Source organism: uncultured Empedobacter sp. (assembly GCF_937930195.1).
In the GTDB taxonomy this organism is placed as follows: Bacteria; Bacteroidota; Bacteroidia; order Flavobacteriales; family Weeksellaceae; genus Empedobacter; species Empedobacter stercoris.
Window position 1 is genome coordinate 1 of record NZ_CALGVK010000075.1, and the last position, 3,697, is coordinate 3,697.

The 3,697-nt window shown below is 30.1% G+C and carries 6 protein-coding genes; 5 read left to right on the plus strand and 1 reads right to left on the minus strand.

Going from position 1 to position 3,697, the window contains the following annotated elements:
• From Q0616_RS04490 to Q0616_RS04510, 5 genes are all read left to right on the plus strand, one after another.
• Positions 1-596 (plus strand): sigma-70 family RNA polymerase sigma factor (locus Q0616_RS04490; protein WP_366940253.1); only part of this gene is annotated, 596 nt, incomplete at its 5' end.
• The gene (locus Q0616_RS04495; RefSeq protein ID WP_298775431.1) at positions 580-1,242 is read left to right on the plus strand and encodes a hypothetical protein; all 663 of its coding nucleotides are present in this window, start codon (positions 580-582) and stop codon (positions 1,240-1,242) included. The genes Q0616_RS04490 and Q0616_RS04495, both read left to right, overlap by 17 nt.
• 29 nt (positions 1,243-1,271) lie before the next feature.
• On the plus strand, positions 1,272-2,312 hold the full coding sequence (locus Q0616_RS04500; RefSeq protein WP_260541447.1) for a PorT family protein: 1,041 nt from the start codon (positions 1,272-1,274) through the stop codon (positions 2,310-2,312).
• A gap of 153 nt (positions 2,313-2,465) precedes the next feature.
• On the plus strand, positions 2,466-2,915 hold the full coding sequence (locus Q0616_RS04505) for a hypothetical protein (protein ID WP_147280029.1): 450 nt from the start codon (positions 2,466-2,468) through the stop codon (positions 2,913-2,915).
• Positions 2,916-2,923: 8 nt separating this feature from the next.
• Entirely contained in the window at positions 2,924-3,373 is a 450-nt protein-coding gene (locus Q0616_RS04510) for a hypothetical protein (protein ID WP_260541446.1), read from the plus strand.
• 49 nt (positions 3,374-3,422) lie between these two features.
• Here Q0616_RS04510 and Q0616_RS04515 read toward each other — a convergent pair.
• The coding region (locus Q0616_RS04515) for a hypothetical protein (protein WP_298775436.1) at positions 3,423-3,697 on the minus strand (275 nt) is incomplete at its 5' end.

Sequence of the window (3,697 nt, forward strand, 5' to 3'; positions counted from 1 at the left end):
TAAGAAAGCAATTAACACACGTGAAATTATTTGTACTAAATCGAAAAAGTAAAGAAGAAATTTTAGTCGAACGACTAAAAAAGAACGATGCTTTGGCGCAAAAAGAACTCTACGAACAAAACTCCAAAAAGATGCTGAGCGTTTGTAGAAGCTACATCGAAGACATGCATTATGCAGAAGATTGTATGATTAACGGTTTTTGTAAAGTTTTTAATCATATCGAGAAATTTCAAAATAAAGGAAGTTTCGAAGGTTGGATGCGTCGAATCATGGTCAACGAATGTTTAACTTTTTTACGTGCAAATAAAACATTGATTTATGTTGATGATGTAAGAGTTTCTAATTATGATGAAGCAGATGAAGAAGTAGAAGAAACGTGGTTAAATTTTAATGTGCAAGAGGTGTTAGATCAACTTTCAGAACCTTATCGATTGGTGTTTAATCTTCATATTCTCGAAGATTATTCGCATCAAGAAATTGCAGAAATGCTGAATATTTCGGTATCGACCAGTAAAACGCAATTGTTTCGAGCAAAGGCAAAACTGAAAGAAATTGTTCTAAGTAAAAAGAAAATGACAAATGAAAAACAACGATAAAATATCAAACTATATAAAAGACGATTTAGAAAATCGTGAATTGAATCCTTCTCATGATGCGTGGGACAGAATTCAAGCTCGTATGGATGTCGCTCCATCACCACAAAAATCGAATTTCAAATGGTGGTTGTCTGCTGCGGTTGTGGCGTTATTTACGGTTTCTACATCAATTTATTTATTCATGAATCAATCGAAAGATGATCAACCAAAAGAATTTGTAAATCATCAGGAACAAAATAATCCGCAAGAAATTCAATCAGATTCTAATACAGTTCATTCTTCAGAATCGATTTTAGCGAATAATGAAAAGATTGATTCCTCTAAAAAAGAAGTTGAAATTCAGACACAAGAAGAGAAGAAACCAATTCAACATGGTAAAGTTCAAGTGGCAATAAACGAAGAATCTCAACAAGTTGAAATGGCTTTTCCAACGAAGAAAGAAGCTATTGTAGAGAAGAAAGAAGATTTAAAATCAGAAGCTCAACCAAAGAAAAATATTGCAGCTAACACAACATTAGATTCTGTAAAAGTGAACAAAAAGAAGAAGAATTTTGTAGATCCAAATATGTTGTTGTATTCGATCGAAAATAAAGAAAATCTAAAGGAGTCAAACCAATCGCGCGTGGTTTCTATCGGCTTCAAATAAAACATTAATATCCCTAAATTAGCAAGATTATGATAAAAAAACTTATCGTAGCAGGATTATTATGCTTATCAGCTACATCACTATATGCTCAAAAATTTACATTTGATTTGAATGATAAAAACGACGAAAAAATCAGTCCAATTGTAAAAGATCGCATCAGCGAATTTACGTTAGTGATTCGTCAAATTGTTCAGGAAGAAAAATCTGCAATGGAAAAGAAAATTGCGGCAGTTGACAAAGAATTAACAGAAGGAAAACTGAATGCTTCTGAGGCTACAGCTAAGAAAGAAGCTATTGCGAGCGTGTATTCGGGAACGATAAATGATCGTATTCAGGAGGTAAATTTCAATTTAGATGATATCATCAAACAACAAGTTGCATTTTCGATTATGAACGGCGAAGATCCAATTACGCCAAAAACGAAACAAGATGTGACGAAACGTTACCGAATTGCGAATCAAATTAACGGTTATGCTTCTTTTGGATACATGGCGTTTACAGGAAAAAAAGACGAAGAATTGAACAAACATGAGAAGTTTTCGAGCAATTTAACAGCAGGTTTAATGTACGAAAGACAATTATCGTTAACAAGTCCTGTTAACTTTTTGGCAGGAGGGTTATTTTCGTGGAGAACGTATCGCATCGACGATGATATGCGCTTTAATCGTGATGAAAATGGAAATGTTGGCTTGGTAAAAAGTGATAAATCGTTAGATAAATCGAAATTGCGTTCGGCTTATTTTATGGTTCCGGTTGGATTTAAATACAACTTTTCGAAAGTCAAAAATATTACCGAAGATTTTGCATATCGTCCGCAAGGAAAACACTATATCGCAGCGTATATGTATGGAGGAACGTTGTTATCATCGAATAATATTTACAAAGGAGATGGTGTTCGCAACAAAGAACGTGGAAATTATAATGTGAATAATTTTATCTACGGAGCTGAAATAACAATTGGTTTAGGATTGATTGATGTTTTTGTAAGAAAAGATTTGAACAATTATTTTAAAGATAACACATTTGATAATCGTAAAATGATTCAGTTTGGCATAAATCTTGGAATATAAGAAATATCTCAATCATAGTTTTAGTATTGAAATTTTATAACATAACATTTTTAAAATATAATGAACCTCAGATTTATATGAGGTTTTTTATTTGTAGAAAAATTTTCTAAATCTGTTCAAAAAAATTGTAAATTAGTACAAATCCAATCAGAGATGGTAAAATCTAAACTTAGTTGGCAAACACTTCTTCTCGTCATCATTTTTCTATTATTAATGATGGTTAACTTTACGTTTGTCAAAGCTTTTTGGTTTGGAGGAAATTTTTGGATAGACGAACCTTTTTTACGCATTGGCGTTTTCATGATTTCTTTACTTGCATCGATGTCTATTTTATACGATTTAACGTTTAATTTGACCTTATTTACGTTAAAAGAAGAAACGTTCGAAATCAGAACAATTTTCAAAAAAGATGAAATTCCATATCGAGCAATTTATTATTTGTACGAAGAAGAAGATATTTTTCGCTTGAATCGCAATCAAATTCTAACTATTCAAACCAAAAAATCAAAGTTCAGATTACGAAGTTTTTTTGATTCAAATTATGATCAAGTAAAAACTAAACTAACCGAAAAAGCAGAACAATACGTTAATTTATTGGCTTGAATTATAGTATGAAGAAATATTATGTATTTTCGATATTAGTTATTTTGCTAATTATTTTCTTTTATATTATTCAGACATTTTATATAAATCCTTTACAGATAAATAGAATTGAAAATATATTGAGAAATCAAAGCGAGTTTTACATAGTTTATAAGAACTCTCATAGAAATCATACATTGTATTTATCTGATAAAAAATATAGTATTAAACTTTCTGAAAATGAAGTTTGGAATAAACCTAAAATGAATGATTCAATAAACAAAATAATTAATCCATCTAAACAACTATATGGATTTTCTAAAATTGGCGATCAGATTTATAAAATTGAAAACTCTAATCAATGTTTTATTAAAAGGAATGATACCTTATTTTTATTTAATTATTTAGATAAAAATGAAAAAGGTTTTGATGAGTGGAATGATGAACAAATAGGTAAATTTTTTATAAGAAATAAGTAGAGTAGAAACTCAATTTTAAATTAAAAAACGTCGCTCTATGAGCGACGTTTTAATTATTACTATTATTTTTTAAGTAAATCAAAATGTTTTGTATTAGGACTAAAATTGCAAGCGACGTAAAAAACATAAAGCCAACATAAATGGCAACTTGTTTGTCTTGACCAATTTTTATGAAGATAAAATAAGCCAAAAGCGTTCCCATGATTTGCATCAAAACGGCGCGCCAAGCAATTTTTTTTACAACAGTAGCATCTTTGGTTCTAAATCCAGCAATTCCTTGATAAATTGTCGGAAATATCAACATAATAAATGCGATTATTTTTA

Bases quoted from the DNA above. Each gene is read 5' to 3' on its own strand.
- Q0616_RS04495 (WP_298775431.1), top strand. From the start codon at position 580: ATGAAAAACAACGATAAAATATCAAACTATATAAAAGACGATTTAGAA.
- Q0616_RS04500 (WP_260541447.1), top strand. From the start codon at position 1,272: ATGATAAAAAAACTTATCGTAGCAGGATTATTATGCTTATCAGCTACA.
- Q0616_RS04505 (WP_147280029.1), top strand. From the start codon at position 2,466: ATGGTAAAATCTAAACTTAGTTGGCAAACACTTCTTCTCGTCATCATT.
- Q0616_RS04510 (WP_260541446.1), top strand. From the start codon at position 2,924: ATGAAGAAATATTATGTATTTTCGATATTAGTTATTTTGCTAATTATT.